Genomic DNA, 17248 nt, shown 5'->3' with positions numbered 1-17248 from the left:
CCCCGCGTCCGGCCCCGCCTCCATCATCGCGCCGCACCGCCGGGCGGGCGCGCCGCGGCAGCCGGGCAGCGCGGCGACCGCCCGGACGAGCGGAGGGAGGAGGGGCCGGCCGGGGAACGGGCGAGCGGCGGGATAACCGCTGGATCGTGGCGCCCGCCTCCCCCAGACTGTCCCGGTGCCCGCCGGAACGGGGCTTCAAAGCCCGTAGGCTGGGCAGGTAGGGACCATGGAGCGAGGCGTTCCATGGGTGACGAGAGGTTCGACCGTCGGCATCCGGCCCGCCGGCATCCGGGCACGGCCGGATGGGGCGGCGGCAGCCGACCGGAGGGAGACGCTGGGTGATCGAGCTGGAAGATGTTCCCGAGTTGATCGACCCGGTGATGGTCTGCGCCTTCGAGGGGTGGAACGATGCGGGCGACGCCGCCTCCGCGGCACTGGCGCATCTGGACGAGACCTGGGGCGGCAAGGTGTTCGCCGCCCTCGACGCGGAGGACTACTACGACTTCCAGGTCAACCGGCCCACGGTCTGGCTGGACGGCGGCGTCCGCCGGATCACCTGGCCCACCACCCGGCTCTCGGTGATCCGGGTGACCGAGCCGACCACCCGGGACGTCGTGCTGGTGCGCGGCATCGAGCCCAGCATGCGCTGGCGCTCGTTCTGCAACGAGCTGCTCAACTTCGCGCACGAGCTCGGGGTCGAGCTGGTCGTGATCCTGGGCGCCCTGCTCGGCGACACCCCGCACAGCCGCCCGGTGCCGGTCAGCGGGGTCACCTCCGACCCCGACCTGGCCCGCCGCCTGGAGCTGGAGGAGAGCCGGTACGAGGGTCCGACCGGGATCGTCGGGGTGCTCCAGGAGGCGTGCACGCACGCCGGGGTGCCGGCGGTGACGCTCTGGGCCGCGGTGCCGCACTACGTCGCGCAGCCCCCCAACCCGAAGGCGACCCTCGCACTGGTGAACAAGCTGGAGGACCTGCTGGACCTGCGCATCCCGCCGGGCGAGCTCGGCGAGGACGCCCGGGCCTGGCAGCTGGGGGTGGACCAGCTGGCCGCCGAGGACAGCGAGGTCGCCGAGTACGTCCAGCAGCTGGAGGAGGCCCAGGACACCGCCGACCTGCCGGAGGCCTCGGGCGACGCGATCGCCCGCGAGTTCGAGCGGTACCTGCGGCGGCGGGAGAACGTCGGACCGACCGGTGAGAAGCCGGTCGCCGGGCACGCCACGGCGGAGCGCCCGAGCGAGCCGGAGTCACCCGGCTCCCGGGAGAGTCAGGACGGCGCCGAGGAGGACTGACACCTCCCCGCGCGGTCGCCGGCGCGGCCGCGCACCGCACTCCACCGCCTGCGTCGAGGGGGTGACGGGACCACGGTCCCGTCACCCCCTCGACGTGTCGGCGCCCGCGCGGCGGTGGCGTCCTCGGCCGGACGCCCGCGCCGCGGAGCGGCCGACGGCTACAGCGCGATGCCGAGCAGCGCGTCCACGGTGCGGGTGACCAGGCCGGGCGCGCCGATGTCGGACCCGCCCCCGGTCTGCTGTCGCTCCGCCCAGCGGTCCACCGCGGCGAGCGCGGCGGGCGCGTCCAGGTCCTCGGCGAGCGCCGCGCGGACCTCGGTGAGCAGCTGCTCGGCGTCCGGTCCGTCCGGGCGGCTGACCGCGGCGCGCCAGCGGGCGAGGCGCTCGACGGCCTCGTCCAGGGTGGCCTTGGTCCACTCCCAGTCCTCGCGGTAGTGGTGCGAGAGCAGGGCGAGACGGATCGCGGCCGGGTCGACGCCCTCCCGGCGCAGGGCCGAGACGAAGACCAGGTTGCCGCGGGACTTGGACATCTTGTGCCCGTCCAGGCCGACCATGCCGGCGTGCACGTACGTCTTGGCGTACGGGTGGGCGCCGGTGGCGACCTGGGCGTGCGCGGCGCCCATCTCGTGGTGCGGGAAGGACAGGTCGCTGCCGCCGCCCTGGATGTCGAAGGACATCCCCAGGTACTGCAGGGCGATCGCGACGCACTCGATGTGCCAGCCGGGGCGGCCGTGGCCGAGCTCGGTGTCCCAGGCGGGCTCGCCCGGACGGGCGGCGAGCCAGAGCAGCGCGTCCAGCGGGTGGCGCTTGCCGGGGCGGTCCGGGTCGCCGCCACGCTCGGCGAAGACCGGGTGCATGGCCTCGCGGGCGAGCCCGGAGACCTCGCCGAAGTGCGGGTCGGACTCGACGGAGAAGTAGATGTCGCCGTCCAGCTCGTAGGCGGCCCCGCTCGCCAGCAGCTTCTGGACCAGCGGGACGATCCACGGGATCGACTCCACGGCGCCGATGTAATGGGCCGGCGGGAGCAGCCTCAGGGCGGTCATGTCCTCGCGGAAGAGCGCGGTCTCGCGCTCGGCCAGCACCGTCCAGTCCTGTCCGGTGGCGACGGCGCGCTCCAGCAGCGGGTCGTCCACGTCGGTGACGTTCTGGACGTACAGGACGTCGTGGCCGGCGTCCTTCCACACGCGCTGCACCAGGTCGAAGGCGTTGTAGGTGGCGGCGTGGCCCATGTGGGTCGCGTCGTAGGGCGTGATGCCGCAGACGTAGATCCGGGCGGCGCCGTCCTGCGGCACGACCTCCCGGACGACACCCGTAGCGGTGTCGTGGATACGAAGGGGGAGCCCCTGACCAGGCAGGGCGGGAACCTCGGAAGCGGGCCAGGCATGCATGGGAATGACTTTAACCGCGCGAACATTTGAAAGCCTAACCAGTCGGGAAGATCGACTGGATTCGCCTGCTTTCGTTGCCTGAGCGGTTCTGGACTGATAGTGCGCATGGCTTGACGACCCCTGCCCGTTGGTGGGAGGGGTCCGATCGAGGCGCCCGGCCGGCCCTGCCGCCGACCGGGCGCTCGCGACCCACCGGTGATACGGCCGGAGCCGCTACAGCCGCTGCCAGAGGGCCGGAACGTTCGGCGGCTCCCAGCCCGGGAAGGCTGTGTGCCCCTGGAGGCAGCGGTAGGAGACGCCGGCATAGGTGACGCGGTCGCCCGCGTTGTAGGAGGTGCCCACGGTCCACGTCGTGGTCCCGCCCGTGGGGGTCGACGTCGGGGTCGAGGTCGGGGTCTGGGTGGGCGTCTGGGTGGGGGTCTGGGTCGGGTTGGGCGTCTGCGGCACGTTGAGGACGAAGTCGTACGTGCCCTCCTTCGCCGACCCGACCTGGCGGACGTTCATCAGCAGCCGCGCGTCGTAGATGGTGTCGGTGCTGTTGCGCGGCTCGTTCGGGAAGTAGAGCTGGGTGGTGAGCACCGGCCGGCCGGGCGCCTGGAGCTTGACGTGGATGTGCCGGGTGCGGCCCGGGTAGAGGCCGGGCACGATCGTGGTCAGGCTGAACGCGCCCTTGGCGTCGGTGAACTGGTGGCCGCGGAAGTTGAAGCCGGCGTTGTCGTAGGCGCCGTTGACGTCGGCCTGCCAGAAGTCCAGCAGTACACCGGAGATCGGCAGGCACGCGCGGCCGAAGACGAAGCCGCTGACGGTGAGCCGGGTGCCCGGCGTGCTGCTGGTGATCAGCGAGCTGCGCAGCGGGGAGTTGGGCTTGAAGTACGGGCCTTCGGTCTGCTCGATGGTGGGAGCGTCGCCGTCGTGGCAGGCCGGGGTGAAATCGGGGGTCTCGCCGGTGCCGACCCGGTCACGGGCCAGTGCGACGCCACCGCCGACCAGCAGCGGTGCGGTGCCGAGCACGGCGGCGGCCCTCAGGACGGTCTTGCGGCTGATCCGGCGGTCGATCGGACCGTCCGTCCCGGTGGTGGGCTCTTCGGACGCGGGCATGCGCCGACTCCTTCGGTGTGAGTGTGGGGGATCGTTCGTGCCAGGGGTAGGGGACGGTGCAGGGACCTGCACCGGAGCCCGTGGGGGGCGGTCTGGGGGCGGCCCTTGCCATGGTGGGGGCATGACAAGGACCCGGCCGGCGACCGACCCGCTCGCGCCGGGCGGGCCGCCGGTGGCCAGCAGTCAAACTACGGGCCGTCCGGAGCCGCCGCGATGGACCTGATCCGGGGATCGTGGTGATTTCCTCCGACCCGGGTACGGAACTCCCCCGGCGTCATCCCGGTCTCCCGGCGGAAGAACCGGCAGAAGTACGCCGGATCACCGAACCCGGCCTCCCTGGAGACCTGGCGGACCGTCAGTTCGGTGCAGGCCAGCAGGCGTTTCGCCTCCAGGGTCTGCTGCTGGCGGATCAGCCGGCCCGGCGTCCGGCCGGTCGCCTGTTTGACCATGGCCTGCAGGTGGCTCACCGAGACGCCCAGCTCGTGGGCGCAGGAGGCGACCGAACGCTGCACCCCGCCCGAGGTCGCGACCAGCCGGGTGAAGGCGGTGGCCAGATCGCCGGTGCGACCGGGGGACGCCCCCGGCCCGGCCGGCGAACAGGCCCGCAGCGCACGGACGATGAGAATGTGCAGACTGGCCCGCAGGACCCCCGGGTAGCCGGTCGGCCGGGCCCGGAACTCCTCCTCCATGTCGGCCAGCAGCGCGGCGATCGGGCCGGCCTGCTCGCCCAGCCGCACGGCCGGACGGGCCGCCAGGGTGCGCAGCGCGGCGAGGTCCTGGGGGTGGGCGAGCAGGAAGTCCTCGTTGAAGAGGACCACCTGCCCGGTGAGGTCGTCCGCGTCCGCCCAGTAGTGCACCTGGCCGGGCGCGATCACGCACAACTGCGGTGGTTGCAGCGACCGGTGGGCCAGGTCGAGGACGTGGGCGCCGCGTCCGCCGGTGACGTACACGATCTCGTAGAAGGAGTGCCGGTGGGGGAAGCCCGCGCGGGAGAGCGGGCCGATGGTGTCGAAACTGCCGATCGCGAAGGGGAGCAGATGCGGCAACGGGACCTGTAAGCGGTGCAGCGGCAGGTCCAGGTGGGGGGTGGTCCGTCGCTCGTCCATCGTCGCAGTGTGCGGCCGGTCCGGCTTACCGGTCCAGACCACTTCCGGCTGCGGAGGCCCGTCGGACGCACAGGCGCGGCCACGGCCGGGTGGTTCGGACACGGTGGTGTCGCGACGGGCCGGGCGCTACGGGCCGGTCCTGCGGCCGGGCCCCACCGCAGGGTTCTACGGCCGGGTCCTACGGCAGGGCGCCGCGGGCCGGGCTGCACGGCCGGACGGGGCGCTCCCCGCCCGGGTGTGCCCGGGTCAGATCGGCGGCCACGGGATGGACGGCCAGTCCTCGGACGGCAGCGGGTGGGCCCCGGTGACGCGCAGCGCCGCCACCCGCGCCCGGGTGGCGTCCAGTTCGGCGACGGTCAGGTGCGGCGCCAGCCGCGCCCCCAGCGCGCCGTCCAACTCCTCGGCCAGTCCGGCCAGCACCTCCGCGGACTCGGCGGGCAACGGCTGCCCGGCCCAGCCCCAGAGCAGGGTGCGCAGCTTGCCCTCGGTGTTGAAGGTGACGCCGTGGTCGATGCCGTAGATCCGGCCGTCGGCGGCCGGGATCAGGTGGCCGCCCTTGCGGTCCGCGTTGTTGAGGACGGCGTCCAGCACCGCGAGCCGCCGCAGCCGCTCGTCGTCGGGGTGCACCAGCAGGGCGGTGCGCCCGCCGCCCACCTCGGCCCGGACGATCGGCAACCAGCCCGCCTCCGCGCCGCGCGGGTCCTGGAGTGCGAGCAGCGGCTCGGCGTCCGGGTCCGGCTCCACCCAGAGCTGCACCATGCCCGGCCCGTGCGGGCCCTCGCGCAGCACGGTCGGCGGGATCAGCGCCCAGCCGGTGGCGGCCGACACCTCGTACGCGGCGATCTCGCGGCCGGCCAGGGTGCCGTCCGGGAAGTCCCACAGCGGACGTTCGCCGGCCACCGGTTTGTAGACCGCCTGGGCGGTGCGGTCGTCCAGCGCGACGGTGCAGTAGAGCGCGGCGTTGGAGGCGTCGGTGAGCCGCCCGTGGACGGTCAGGGTGCCCTCGCGGAGCAGGCGCAGCGCGGTGGACGGGTCGGCGGCGAGCGCGGCGGCCGCCACCGGGTCGGCCCTGGGCGCCTCGACGGTGTCGGCGCCCGTGTCGCCGTCGGTGGCCGTGTCGCCGCCGGTGGCCGTTCCGGGCCCGGGGGCGTCCGGCGCGGCGGTCGCGGGCCCGGCGGCGTCGGGGCCCTCGGCCCGGGGCGGGGTCCCGGTGTTCAGCGCCGGTAGCCGTTCGCGCGCGGGCACAGGTGGCCCTCCGGGTCGAGCGGCAGGTTGCAGAACGGGCAGGGCTTGCGACCGGCCGCCACCAGGTCCAGCGCCCGCTTGGCGAACACCCGGGCCATCGCGCCGGAGAGCCGCACCCGGAGCATGTCCGGGCCGTTCTCGTCGTCCTCGAAGACGGCGGCGCCCTCCTCCTCGTCCTCGACCAGGGCCTGCGCCTCGACCACCAGGCAGCTGTCCACGGTGTCCCACGCCAGCGCCATCGTGCCGACCCGGAACTCCTGCTCCAGCGGCAGGTCCAGCGGCGCGGTGTCGAGCAGGTCCTGCGGGGCGGTCGGCGGGATGGACGCCGATCCGCCGCTGCGGCGCAGCGCCTCGTCGAGGACCTCCTCGATCCGCTCGGCGAGCGCGGTCACCTGGGTCTTCTCCAGCAGCACGCTGGTGATCCGCCCCCGGGCGCTCGCCTGGAGGTAGAACGCCCGGGCGCCGGGCTGGCCGACGGTGCCGGCCACGAACCGTTCGGGCTGGTCGTAGAAGTAGACCTGACGGGGCACGCTCTCGCTCCGGATCGTCTCGATCGTCGTAGGGATCGTTCGGGGATATGGGGGTCGGCCGGGGTCCGGGGGACTCATGGTCACCCTACGACCTCCCGGGCCGCGCCGGGGAGCCGAGCCCCGGGCGGGGAGGCCCGCGAACAGGGCACCGCGGGCGGAGGTTCGCCGCGACGGGCTGTCCGGCGCGGCCCCGGGCCGTGCGGTGGTGCTCAGGCCGTCCCGGTGGAGCCGCCGACCACGGCGTCCCCGCTCGACGCCGGGTCGCCGTCGGGCGCCCCCGGACCCCCCGGCCGGCCCGGGCCGGCCGGCCTCGGGGCCAGCGAGGTGAGGTCGCCGGAGTCACCCATCCTCAGCACGAAGGGGCGCCGCGCGGTGTAGCGGATCGCGGTCACCGAACAGGGGTCGACGTTGATCCGCTGGAAGTGGTCGAGGTGCAGACCGAGCGCGTCGGCCACCACCGCCTTGATCACGTCGCCGTGCGAGCAGGCGATCCAGACCGCGTCCTCGCCGTGCTCGGCCGCGACCTTCTCGTTCCACTCGCGGACCGCGCCGACCGTCCGGTGGCTCAGTTCGCGCAGCGACTCCCCGCCGGGGAACGCCGCCGCCGCCGCGTGGTCCTGGACGGTGCGCCAGAGCGGTTCCTTCGCCAGCTCCGCGAGCGGCCTGCCGGTCCAGTCGCCGTAGTGGCACTCGCCGAGCCGCTCGTCGAGGGCGGGCTCGCCCGGTGCGGAACCGCCCCTCTCGGGACCGGCCAGCTCGGGCCGGACCGCGAGCAGCGGCTCCAGGGTCTGCCGGCACCGCTCCAGGGGGCTGCTGACCGCCTGGACCAGCAGGATCCCGGCGAGTCGGCCGGCCAGCGCGGCCGCCTGTTCGCGCCCGGTGTCGTCGAGGTCCACCCCCGGGGTCCAACCGGCCAGGATTCCGGCGGTGTTCGCGGTGGAGCGGCCGTGGCGGACGAGCAGCAGGGTCGGCATGGGGCCCACCCTACGGCTTCCCGGCTCCCCGCGGGGTCGAAAGGATCTTGCCGGGCCGGGCTGAGGATCGCGCCGGGCCCGGCCGACGGCCCGCGCCGCCGGTCGCGGCAGGTACCCCCCGGGGCGCCCCAGGGGCGACAATGACCCGCATGATCGTCCACTGCGCCATCTACCGGGACGGCCGCCCGGTCGCGACGCCCGCGGACCCCGCCGGCTCCCTCGCCGCCGCACGGGCGGCAGGCCGGGGCGGCTTCGTCTGGATAGGCCTGTTCGAACCCACCACCGAGGAACTCGACGAGGTCAGCACCGAGTTCGGCCTGCACCCGCTGTCGGTCGAGGACGCGGTCAGCGCCCACCAGCGCCCCAAGGTGGAGGCCTACCAGGGATCGCTCTTCGTGGCCCTCAAGACGCTCGGCTACCACCCCGACGGCCACGCCGTCACCAGTGGCGAGGTGATGCTCTTCGTCGGCGAGGACTTCGTGATGACGGTCCGCCACGGTGCCGACACCCCGCTCGGCGAGCTGCGCCACGAGCTGGAGGAGCAGCCCGAGCTGCTCAGGTACGGCCCGAGCGCCGTGCTGCACTCGGTCTGCGACCGGGTGGTGGACGGGTACGTGGACGTGGCCGTCGGGCTCCAGGCGGACCTCGACGAGCTGGAGGCCGACGTGTTCGCCCCCGGCCGGGTCGGCCGCGACATCGCGAGCCGGATCTACGGATACAAGCGGCAGCTGGTGACCGTCCGCCGGGCCACCGGGCCGCTGCTCGACCCGATGCTGCGGCTGGAGCGCGGCGGCGTCCCGTTCGTCCGCCCCGAGGCGCTGCCCTACCTGCGGGACGTCGCCGACCACCTGGCCCGGGCCAACGACCAGGTGGAGGGCATGGACCGGCTGCTCTCCGACATCCTCGCCGCCAACCTGGCGCAGGTGAGCGTGCAGCAGAACAACGACATGCGGAAGATCTCCGCCTGGGCGGCGCTGGCCGCCGTGCCGACGATGATCGCCGGCGTGTACGGCATGAACTTCGACGACATGCCCGAGCTCCGCCAGCCCTGGGGGTACCCGGCCGCGGTCGGGGTGATGGTGACGGTCTGCCTGGTGCTGCACCGGGTGTTCAAGCGGCACGGCTGGCTGTGAGACGGGCCGGGGTGGGGGCCTCGCGCCACCTCCCCGGCTCCGGCCCCTCCACCCCGGTCCCCGGTCTCTGCTCCGGGCCCGCCCCGGGCCCGACCCGGCTTCGCTCCGGGCCCGCGGGTCAGGCCAGCCCGGCGCGCTCCAGCGCCTCGACACCGGTGCGCAGCGCCCGGAGCCGCTCGTCCAGGGTGAAGCCGGACGGCGCCAGGGTCAGCGTGGTGACGCCCGCGTCCGCGTAGGCCTGCATCCGGTCGGCGATCCGCGCGGTGTCGCCGACCAGCGAGGTGGCGTCGATCAGGTCGTGCGGGACGGCCGCCGCCGCACCGGCGTAGTCCTTGGCCAGGTAGCGCTCCTGGATCTCGTCGGCGGCCTGCTCGTAGCCCATGCGGCGCGTGAGCTGGTTGTAGAAGTTCTTCTCCTTGCTGCCCATTCCGCCGATGTAGAGCGCGGCGTAGGAGCGCTGGGAGTCGACGCCCGCCTTGATGTCCTCGCCGACCGCGATGGTGACGGTCGGGCAGAGGTCGAAGCCCTCCAGCTCCCTGCCCGCCTTGGCCCGGCCGGCCTTCAGCGGGTCGAGCGAGAGCGCGGCGTGCTCGGGGGCGAAGAAGATGCCCAGCCAGCCGTCGGCGATCTCGCCGGTCTGTTCGAGGTTCTTCGGGCCGATCGCGGCGATGTACAGCGGGATGTGCTCGCGGACCGGGTGCACGGTGAGCTTGATCGGCTTGCCGGGCCCGCCGGGCAACGGCAGCGTCCAGTGCTCGCCCTCGTGGACCAGCCGCTCGCGGGACATCGCCTTGCGGATGATCTCGACGTACTCGCGCGTGCGGGCCAGCGGCTTGTCGAACTTCACGCCGTACCAGCCCTCGGAGACCTGGGGGCCCGAGACGCCGAGGCCCAGCCGGAACCGGCCGCCGGAGAGGGTGTCCAGGGTCGCCGCGGTCATCGCGGTCATCGCCGGGGTGCGGGCCGGGATCTGGAAGATGGCCGAGCCGACGTCGATCCGCTCGGTCCGGGCCGCGACGAACGACAGCACGGTGGCCGCGTCCGACCCGTAGGCCTCGGCCGCCCAGCAGACCGAGTAGCCGAGCCGGTCGGCCTCCTGCGCGACGGCGACGTTGTCGGCGTCCATGCCGAGTCCCCAGTAGCCGAGGTTGATACCGAGTCGCATGGCACTGCCTTCCAGTCAGGTGTTCCGTGAGGGTAACCGGGCGTCCGGCGGCCATGCTACTGGCCGGTAGCAGTGACCCGGGTCACATTCGGGCCGCGCCCCGGACGACCGGGCGGGCGGTGATCGTTCTGCGGGTCTGCACACCTGCCCGGGCACCGGCCGCTACGCTCAGCCGACGTGGGGGCGCCATGCCCCACCTGCGCGTTTGCCCCCCGATCTCCCCCAGATCTCCCCCCGACGTCCGCCCGATGTCCCCTCGATATCGGCCAGTGAGAGGGCCCGTCCGATGGAAAAGCGTCACCTCGGCCGCACCGGGCTGCAGGTCTCCCGGCTCGGCCTCGGCACCATGACCTGGGGCCGCGACACCGACGAGCAGACGGCCGCCGAGCAGCTCAAGGAGTTCGTGGACGCCGGCGGCAACCTGGTCGACACCGCCGACGTCTACGCCGACGGCGACGCCGAGTACCTGCTCTCCCGGCTCACCGACAGCCTGATCCCCCGCTCCGACCTGGTCATCGCCACCAAGGCGGGCAGCGTCCCCGCCTCCGGCCGCCGCTTCGACGGCTCCCGCGGCCACCTGCTCGCCGCCCTCGACGCCTCGCTGCGCCGGCTCGGCACCGACTACGTCGACCTCTGGCAGGTGCACGCCTTCGACCCGGCCACGCCGGTCGAGGAGACCCTCAGCGCCCTGGACATCGCCGTCGCCTCCGGGCGCGCCCGGTACGTCGGGGTCTGCGACTACAGCGGCTGGCAGCTCGCCAGGGCGGCCACCTGGCAGAACGCCCACCACGGCCGGGTCCCGCTGGCCGGCGCGCAGCTGGAGTACTCGCTGCTCCAGCGCGGGATCGAGCGGGAGGCGGTGCCCGCCGCGGAGGACGGCGGGGTCGGCCTGCTCGCCTCCTCCCCGCTCGGGCGCGGCGTGCTCACCGGGAAGTACCGGCACGGCGTCCCGCAGGACTCGCGCGGCGCCTCGCCGTACCTCACCGGGTTCGTGCAGCCGTACCTCGGGGAGCGGTCCCGACGGATCGTGGACGCCGTCGCCACCGCCGCCGACGGGCTCGGCAGCAGCCCGCTGGCGGTGGCGCTGGCGTGGGTCCGGGACCGGCCCGGGGTGGCGAGCGCGCTGGTCGGCGCGCGGACGGTGGCGCAGTTGCAGGCGTCGTTGTCGGTGGAGGCACTTACGCTTCCGAGTGAGATCCGCGGTGCGCTCGACGACATCTCGGCGCCGGTCCACCGCTACCCCGACCAGGGGTGGAGCGAGCTGTAGGACGGCTCGCCCCCGCCCCGCGACCCGACGGACCGGACCCGACCCCGTAACGAACGACGTGATGTAGTGCCTGTGGCCGTCCGCACCGCCTGCGGCGTCCGTACGGTCCGTCTCGTACGGACCGGGCCGTACGGCCCGCCGGCATGTGCCGACCCTGTTGTACCGAACCGACCGATCGTCGGCCCGGCCGCCCCGCGCGGCGCGCAGCCGGCCCGAACCTGCCGACCGCCCGCACGACGGGGCGGCCGGTGCCCAGCAGTGGAGTTGAGCTTTTGTGGAGCGAACGATGAGTGACACGGAGAACGGCGCTCCGGAGGAGACTTCGGCGACCCCGGGCACCGGCGGCTCCGCCGCCGTCCCCGCACCCTCTCCCGACCCCTCGTCCACGCCCGCACCTGCGTCCGCGTCTGCGCCCGCGTCCGTCCCTGCGCCCGCGTCCGACGACGAGGCCGGCAAGGCCGACAAGGCGGCGGCCGTGGCGGCGCTGGCCGAGGCGGTCCGGGCCGTCGGGCGGCCCGGCGGAGGCGACCGCGGCGGCAGCAGGGGCGGTGGCGGGGCGGCCGGCACCACATCGGCGGCCGGGTCCGCCGCCGCTCCCCGGGCTTCCGCCACCGAGGCTCCGACCGATCGGCCCGCGCCCGGGAGCGCCGCGACCGCAGCCGCCGGGCCCGTCACCGACGAGCAGCGGGACCAGGCGCTGCGGGACACGGCCGAGGTGCTCGCCGCAGGCGGCGCCCCGGCCGACCTGGCACCGGCCGCCGTGGCCGCGTTCGGCGACAGCGCCGCCGAGCAGCTGCGCAGGGACCCGTGGGCGGTACTGACCCTGCCCGCCGTGCGGCCCGAGCACGCGGACGGCTTCGCCCGCGGCCTGCTCGGCCCCGAAGCCGGTCCCGGCGACCCGCGCCGCGCCCAGGCGCTGGTCGGCTGGCTGCTGGAGCAGGCGGCCCTGCGCGGCCACTCGGCCCTGGAGATCGGCGAGGTCACGGCCGGACTCGACCGCCTCGGCGTGCCGGACTCCGCCGCCGCCGTCCAGGCCGCCGTACTCGACGGCCGGGCGATGCCCTTCCAGGAGGAACTCACCGGCGCCGAGGCCCACACCACCGGCGCCGACGACGAGGAGGACGAGCCGCCGACCCGCACGCTGCTCACGCTGGAGCGGCTGGCGCTGGCGGAGGAGAGCCTGGCGGACGGGCTGGTCCGGCTGATGTCGACCTTCGTTCCCGGGGAGGACCCGGCGGACGAGGACACGGGCGGGGACACCGGCGGGGAGCAGGCCGCCGCCGGGCCTTCCGAGGGATCGTCGGAGGAGCCGTCCGGCGACTCGTCGAACGACTCGTCCGACGGCGAGGACGAAGGGGCCCTGGCCGACGAGGAGGTCCCGGCCGCCGCAGAGGCCCCCGCGGGGACCGCCGACACCGGCCAGTCCCCCGAGGAGTTCCCCGAGCCGCCCCTCGCACCCGGTCCGACCGCCTGGGAGGAGGCCGCCGCCGCAGCCCCGTCCTCCTCCGCGACCGCCCTGATCCGGGCCACCGCCGAGAGCGCCCTCGTCCTGCACACCGGCGGCGAGGCCGCCCGCGCCGAACCCGCCGCCCTGCTGACCGCCGCCACCGGCCTCGGTCTGCGCGCCTGGGCCGCCACCTGGACCGACCAGGGCCGGACCGCCTTCGCCGCGCTCACCGGGGCACCCGGCACCGCGCCCGTCGTCACCCTGGCCGAACTCCTGGCCGGCGTGGCCGGACCGGGGCGCTCCCCGGACGGCTCGCTCGCGCTCGACGTCCTGATCGTCCTGGACGCCCCGCTGCTGGACGTCGAACTGGCCGCCACCCTGCTGGAGTCGCTGGCCGACGGCACCCGGCTGGTGCTCAGCGGCGACCCGGGCCAGCTCTGGTCGGCGGGCCCCGGCCGGTTCTTCGCCGACCTGCTCACCGCCAAGGTCTGCCCGGCGGTGGCCTCCCGGACGCCGGACTTCGGCCCGATCGGCGAGCTGGTCTCCGGCATCGGCATCGGCGAGCTCCAGCCGGTCGACGCGCCCGACAAGGAGGTGGTCATCCTGACCGCCAAGGACGGCGGCGAGGCCGTCCACCGGGCCATCCAGCTGCTCACCGACTCCATCCCGCGCGCCCTCGGCATCCCGGCCGAGCAGGTGGTGCTGCTCACCCCCGGCCACGGCGGCACCGCCGGCACCCGGGCCCTGAACGCCGCGGCCAAGGCCAGGCTCAACCCGGGCCCGGGCCGGTTCGGCGGCTTCGACCCGGGCGACCGGGTGGCCGACTCGCCCGCCCCCGGCCACACCCGCCTGGCCCGGGTGGTCGACGGTGACGCCACCGGCCTGCACCTGGAGTACACGGACGGCGCCCGCCGGACGGTCCCGCCGGCCGAGGCCGCCCGGCTCCGGCACGGCTGGGCCTTGACCGTCCACCAGGCGGTCGGCCGCCGCTGGCCGGGTGCCGTGGTCGTCCTGCCCGACGACGCGGCCGCGGCGCTCACCCGCCAGTGGGTCTACACCGCCTTCGGCCGCGGCGAACGCCACCTCTCGGTGGTCCACGCCGCCGGCCCGGCGCTCCCCCAGGCGGTCACCGAGCGCCCGGCGTCGCCCCGCACCACCCGGCTCCGCGCCGTCCTGGCCGAGAACGCCGCCCGGGCGTACTGACCCGGCCCCCGCCGGCCGCACCCACGGCCGCACCCACGGCCGCACCCACGGGAGGGCTCCTCGTTCACGAGGGGCCCTCCCGTCGCGTTCCGTCACCCTCACCGTTCGCCCGCCGCCGGCCCGGCCACCGGTCCGGCCGGGACGGGGGCGGCGCACGCCGGCCGTCCGCCGCGGGGTCCATGAGCACAAGTCATCATTCCGGTAGAAATCAAGCCTTGGACGCATGGCACCAGCTCGGCGGAGGGTGGAGGCAGTTCGCCGGCCCGCCCCCCGGCGAACCCGGACCGACCGAGGAGTGCCGCCCATGGATCTTCAGCTCACCGACAAGGTGGTCGTCGTCACCGGCGCCTCCGCCGGGATCGGCGAGGCCACCGTGCGGCTGCTCGCCGCCGAGGGCGCGGTCGTGGTCGGCGTCGCCCGCTCGCCGGAGGGCGTCCCGGCACTCGGCGAGCGGGTGGAGGCCGTGGCCGCCGACGTGACCGACCCCGGCGCCGCCGACCGCGTCGTCGGGCAGGTGCTGGCCCGGCACGGGCGGCTGGACGCCCTGGTGAACAACGCCGGCGGCCTGGACGCCCGGCCCGGCTTCCTGGAGGTCACCGACGAGCAGTGGCGCGCCACCTTCGACCTCAACTTCCACTCCGCGGTCCGGATGAGCCGCGCCGCCGTACCCGCGCTGCTGCGCGGGGGCGGCTCGCTGGTGCACCTCGCCAGCGAGGCCGCCCGGCTGCCCGACAGCCCGCTGGTGGACTACGCGGCTGCCAAGACCGCCCTGCTCTCGCTCTCCAAGTCACTCGCCGTGGAGTTCGGCCCGCGCGGCGTCCGCTCCAACGTGGTCTCCCCCGGCCCGACCCGGACCCGGCTCTGGGACGCGCCCGGCGGCTTCGCCGAGCAGCTCGCCGAGGGCTTCGGGCTGCCCGTCGAGGCGGCCGTCGACCACTTCGTCCGCGAGGTCCGGCGCCTGCCGAGCGCCCGGCTGGGCACGCCCGAGGACGTCGCCCGGGTGGTCGCCTACCTGGTCTCGCCGCTCGCCCGGCAGGTCACCGGCGCCGAGTGGGCCGTCGACGGCGGCGCGCTGCGGCAGCTCTGACCGGCCGGGGGCACCTTCACGGCGCCCGCCGTTCGCCGTTCGCCGCCCACCGTCCTACGAGAGGAATGTCCGAAACCATGCGCTCGCCGAAGCGTCTCCGCACCGCCGCCCTCGCCACCGCCGGTCTGCTCGCCGCCGCCGTCGCACTCGGTACCACCACTGCCACCGCCCAGGGTTCCGCGGGCGCCCGCGGCTCCGGTGCCGGCGCGGCCTCCGACCGGGCCTGGCGCCTGGTGGACCGCTCGCCGGAGCTCGTCCGGCCGCGCGCCCTGACCGTCGACGGGTCGCTGAGCAAGCGCCGGGCCACCCAGGAGATCCGGCTCGCGCAGCACCTCTACACCTTCTGGAACACCGGGGAACAGCGCCACTTGGACGCCGCCGTCGACCGGGGATTCCGGGACAACACCCTCCCGGACGGCCGCCCGCAGGGCCCGGCGGGCCCCGCCTTCGCCTCCCGCACATTCCGCGCGGCCGTACCGGACCTCACCTGCGAGCTCGCCGACCTACTGATCACCGGCGACATGATCACCGCCCGCCTGGTCTTCCGCGGCCACTTCACCGGAGTCTTCGACGGCGTGGCCGGGCGAGGGCAGCGGGTCGAGTTCAACGCGATCGACATCCAGCACGTCGGGACCGACCGGATCACCGAGGACTGGCACATCGAGGACAACCGGACGCTGCTCGCCCAGCTCGGCGCCGCCGCCCGCTGAGCGCCCGTACGGACGGTCCGGCGCGCATCACTCGGCGCCCGTCACTCGCGCACGGGGTCGGTACCGGGGAGGCTGTCTCGGTCCACCCCCGACCCGCCCGCCCCGCCCGCGCCCCGGCGTTCGGGCCGGCGGGCGGGGCGGGTGCGGACCGGGCGAGGACCGGACGCGCGGGTCAGTCGTCGAGGTCCTCGTCGTCGTAGACCTCGCTGACGTCGAAGCGGCAGATCAGCAGCTGCGGATCCGCGTGCTCGAAGGGTTCCGGCAGCCACTCCCCCGGCTCGGTCGGCTCGGCCGCGGCCACCCAGAGCGTCGAGTCGGCCTCCTCCAGCCCGAACTCCTCGCTGCGGGCGGCGATCTCGTCCGGCTCGAACTCGCCGAACAGCACGCCGATCGCGGCGTTCACCCCACCACTGTCCGCGCCTCCGCCGGGGGTCAGCGAATCGTCCAGCCGCTCCGCCTGGGCGCGCAGCCGCTTCGGGTCGACGATGTGGTAGTCGCGGCGGATCAGCACGCTGATCGCCTCGGGCTGCTCGGGGCCGTGGTACCCGCCCGGGCCCTCGTCACCGGGCACCTCGAAGGGGGTGACCTCGTCGTAGACCTCGTACAGGATTTGGTCGTACGCGATCGCCGCCGTCGCCAGCTGCTCGTAGGCGGTGGACACAGCGGAGTCGTCCACTGCGGTCGGGGTCGACACCGCTTCCAGATGACGGTCGATGGCGGCCTTGACCGCCTCGGCGGCGGCGCGTACCTCGGCAATGGTGGGCTGCGCGGCATCAGACATGGTGCAGACGCTATCTCCCCTCGGTGCCGGTACGCACAGCGGTTGTCACCTACACCCGCGATTTCACCGCAACTTCCCCCGTGATGTCCGTTCCGCGTGCTTCTGTCCCCGCGGTCCGCCCGCCCCCCGGGGGCGCGGGACGGGCCTGCTGAGCCGTACGGGTGTCGCTTCACGAGCCGCGTTCGGGGTATGCCGACCACAGGCGCAACGGAACTGATGGACTGTCAGTCACGGGCCCGGGGGTCGCCGGCCGACCCGGCGGGAGGACGGCGGGCATCGCGGCCGAAAATACCCGGGCCGGTTGTCGGAGGCAGGCCGTAGGCTTGCCCGCAGGTGTCCCACAGGAGGAGAATCTTGACCCCACCGCAGCCGGTCCGGCAGCCGGAGTACGAGTACCAGTCACTGCGCATGCCCCGCGGGACGTCCCGCAACGCGGCACGCCAACTACTCACCGATCACGCCGAGTACGGACACTGGGAACTGGACAGGCTTCGCCTGTTCCCGGACGGCAGCCGAACCGTGCTGCTGCGCCGGCGGATCATCCGGCAGGTCCGGAGCTGGTGACGGCTTCCACCTGTTGAGACGGCGTGTTGCCGTCTCCGACCGACCTCTTCACCGACTCCCCCGGGCTGCCCCAGGGCCGGTCTTCCGCTGTTCCGCGGCCGGCTCGCTCCGGCCGGTCCGCTCCGGCGTCGGCTCCCCGCCCGCCCTCTCGCCGGGGCCTCCTTCCGTTCCGGCGCCTCCGCGCCCTCCGTCAACATCGCCACCAACCCCGGGTTCGAGATCCCCGCGTCCTCGCTCGCCGAGTGGGGCAGCGTGCCCGGC

General features: G+C 74.8%; 15 protein-coding genes. 7 read left to right on the top strand and 8 right to left on the bottom strand.

The features are described 5' to 3' along the window. Positions 1 to 338 precede the first annotated feature (338 nt). On the top strand, positions 339 to 1289 hold the full coding sequence (locus ABZY91_RS32460; protein WP_329877737.1) for a PAC2 family protein: 951 nt from the start codon (positions 339 to 341) through the stop codon (positions 1287 to 1289). 158 nt (positions 1290 to 1447) lie between these two features. Here ABZY91_RS32460 and mshC read toward each other — a convergent pair whose 3' ends face one another. From mshC to ABZY91_RS32430, 6 genes are all read right to left on the bottom strand, one after another. After that, positions 1448 to 2677: a cysteine--1-D-myo-inosityl 2-amino-2-deoxy-alpha-D-glucopyranoside ligase gene (mshC, locus tag ABZY91_RS32455; protein ID WP_329877739.1), complete on the bottom strand. Its 1230-nt coding sequence runs from the start codon at positions 2675 to 2677 to the stop codon at positions 1448 to 1450. 213 nt (positions 2678 to 2890) lie between these two features. Beyond that, a complete protein-coding gene (locus ABZY91_RS32450) occupies positions 2891 to 3775 on the bottom strand; it encodes a carbohydrate-binding protein (protein ID WP_355406591.1) in 885 nt (294 codons plus the stop codon). Positions 3776 to 3963: 188 nt separating this feature from the next. Then, complete coding sequence (locus ABZY91_RS32445; protein ID WP_329877743.1) at positions 3964 to 4881, bottom strand: helix-turn-helix domain-containing protein; 918 nt, start codon at positions 4879 to 4881, stop codon at positions 3964 to 3966. Positions 4882 to 5127: 246 nt separating this feature from the next. Beyond that, positions 5128 to 5940, bottom strand: a complete 813-nt coding sequence (locus tag ABZY91_RS32440) for an SCO1664 family protein (RefSeq protein ID WP_355406607.1) — start codon at positions 5938 to 5940, stop codon at positions 5128 to 5130. A gap of 155 nt (positions 5941 to 6095) precedes the next feature. Continuing rightward, positions 6096 to 6656, bottom strand: coding sequence for a DUF3090 domain-containing protein (locus ABZY91_RS32435; RefSeq protein WP_355406589.1), 561 nt, complete (start codon positions 6654 to 6656; stop codon positions 6096 to 6098). 209 nt (positions 6657 to 6865) lie between these two features. After that, positions 6866 to 7630 (bottom strand): MSMEG_4193 family putative phosphomutase, encoded by a 765-nt coding sequence (locus tag ABZY91_RS32430; protein ID WP_355406587.1) that lies wholly within the window; start codon positions 7628 to 7630, stop codon positions 6866 to 6868. A gap of 140 nt (positions 7631 to 7770) precedes the next feature. Here ABZY91_RS32430 and ABZY91_RS32425 point away from each other — a divergent pair, with 140 nt between their 5' ends. Next, positions 7771 to 8763 (top strand): magnesium and cobalt transport protein CorA, encoded by a 993-nt coding sequence (locus ABZY91_RS32425; protein ID WP_355406585.1) that lies wholly within the window; start codon positions 7771 to 7773, stop codon positions 8761 to 8763. Between the two features lie 118 nt (positions 8764 to 8881). Here ABZY91_RS32425 and ABZY91_RS32420 read toward each other — a convergent pair whose 3' ends face one another. Beyond that, positions 8882 to 9928 carry an LLM class F420-dependent oxidoreductase gene (locus ABZY91_RS32420; protein ID WP_329950182.1) on the bottom strand — a complete coding sequence of 349 codons (1047 nt, stop codon included), beginning with the start codon at positions 9926 to 9928 and terminating at the stop codon, positions 8882 to 8884. A 286-nt stretch (positions 9929 to 10214) separates the two neighbouring features. On the opposite strand from ABZY91_RS32420, the gene ABZY91_RS32415 reads away from it, so the two are divergent. The 4 genes from ABZY91_RS32415 (at position 10215) to ABZY91_RS32400 (ending at position 15642) form a co-directional block, all read left to right on the top strand. Further along, positions 10215 to 11195, top strand: a complete 981-nt coding sequence (locus ABZY91_RS32415; RefSeq protein WP_355406583.1) for an aldo/keto reductase — start codon at positions 10215 to 10217, stop codon at positions 11193 to 11195. Positions 11196 to 11481: 286 nt separating this feature from the next. Further along, complete coding sequence (locus tag ABZY91_RS32410) at positions 11482 to 13845, top strand: helix-hairpin-helix domain-containing protein (protein ID WP_355406581.1); 2364 nt, start codon at positions 11482 to 11484, stop codon at positions 13843 to 13845. 304 nt (positions 13846 to 14149) lie between these two features. Further along, the gene (locus ABZY91_RS32405; RefSeq protein ID WP_329877757.1) at positions 14150 to 14932 is read left to right on the top strand and encodes an SDR family oxidoreductase; all 783 of its coding nucleotides are present in this window, start codon (positions 14150 to 14152) and stop codon (positions 14930 to 14932) included. 77 nt (positions 14933 to 15009) lie between these two features. Next, the gene (locus tag ABZY91_RS32400; RefSeq protein WP_355406579.1) at positions 15010 to 15642 is read left to right on the top strand and encodes an ester cyclase; all 633 of its coding nucleotides are present in this window, start codon (positions 15010 to 15012) and stop codon (positions 15640 to 15642) included. A 172-nt stretch (positions 15643 to 15814) separates the two neighbouring features. Here ABZY91_RS32400 and ABZY91_RS32395 read toward each other — a convergent pair whose 3' ends face one another. Next, positions 15815 to 16423 (bottom strand): hypothetical protein, encoded by a 609-nt coding sequence (locus ABZY91_RS32395; protein WP_329877761.1) that lies wholly within the window; start codon positions 16421 to 16423, stop codon positions 15815 to 15817. 354 nt (positions 16424 to 16777) lie between these two features. On the opposite strand from ABZY91_RS32395, the gene ABZY91_RS32390 reads away from it, so the two are divergent. After that, the gene (locus ABZY91_RS32390; protein WP_329877763.1) at positions 16778 to 16987 is read left to right on the top strand and encodes a DUF5703 family protein; all 210 of its coding nucleotides are present in this window, start codon (positions 16778 to 16780) and stop codon (positions 16985 to 16987) included. The last annotated feature ends 261 nt before the right edge of the window (positions 16988 to 17248 follow it).

The sequence above is a fragment of the Kitasatospora sp. NPDC002965 genome, assembly GCF_040611255.1.
In the GTDB taxonomy this organism is placed as follows: Bacteria; Actinomycetota; Actinomycetes; order Streptomycetales; family Streptomycetaceae; genus Kitasatospora.
Note: the sequence above shows the minus strand (reverse complement) of the source record. Positions and strands in the feature narration are given on the sequence as shown.